Genomic DNA, 414 nt, shown 5'->3' on the forward strand with positions numbered 1-414 from the left:
AGCTAAAGCATAAGGTTGTTTTTCATGCCCATCGCACCAAACTGAAAATAATTGCACATCTACACCGCCTTGTTTAAACCTCGCTAAATCGGTTTGTGCTTTGCCTTTCAAATCTTTATCGAAAGTGAAATGTTTATTAATACATTGTTCTAAAATATCATTATGTGTATCAACTAATATGGCTTTGTTGTGAATCTTTTTATAGCTCTGTGCATGTAAGAAAGAAGATAGCATACAGAAGATTGCAAGTACAATTGTTTTTTTCATAACTAAAATCAGTTGATGGGTTTTCTTAATGTTTGTCCGTTTCTTATTCCGTTATGCTTTCCGTTTTCTATAGTTACTACTCCGTTCACTATAACATATTTAAAACCTGTTGTGTATTGATGAGGCTTTTCATAAGTAGCATTATCT

At 32.4% G+C, this 414-nt stretch carries 1 protein-coding gene; it reads right to left on the reverse strand.

Going from position 1 to position 414, the window contains the following annotated elements; translation table 11 throughout:
* The coding region (locus PSR9079_RS23465; protein ID WP_179959253.1) for a membrane dipeptidase at positions 1 to 267 on the reverse strand (267 nt) is incomplete at its 3' end.
* Between the last annotated feature and the right edge of the window lie 147 nt (positions 268 to 414).

It is taken from the genome of Pseudoalteromonas rhizosphaerae (assembly GCF_902498845.1).
In the GTDB taxonomy this organism is placed as follows: domain Bacteria; phylum Pseudomonadota; class Gammaproteobacteria; order Enterobacterales; family Alteromonadaceae; genus Pseudoalteromonas; species Pseudoalteromonas rhizosphaerae.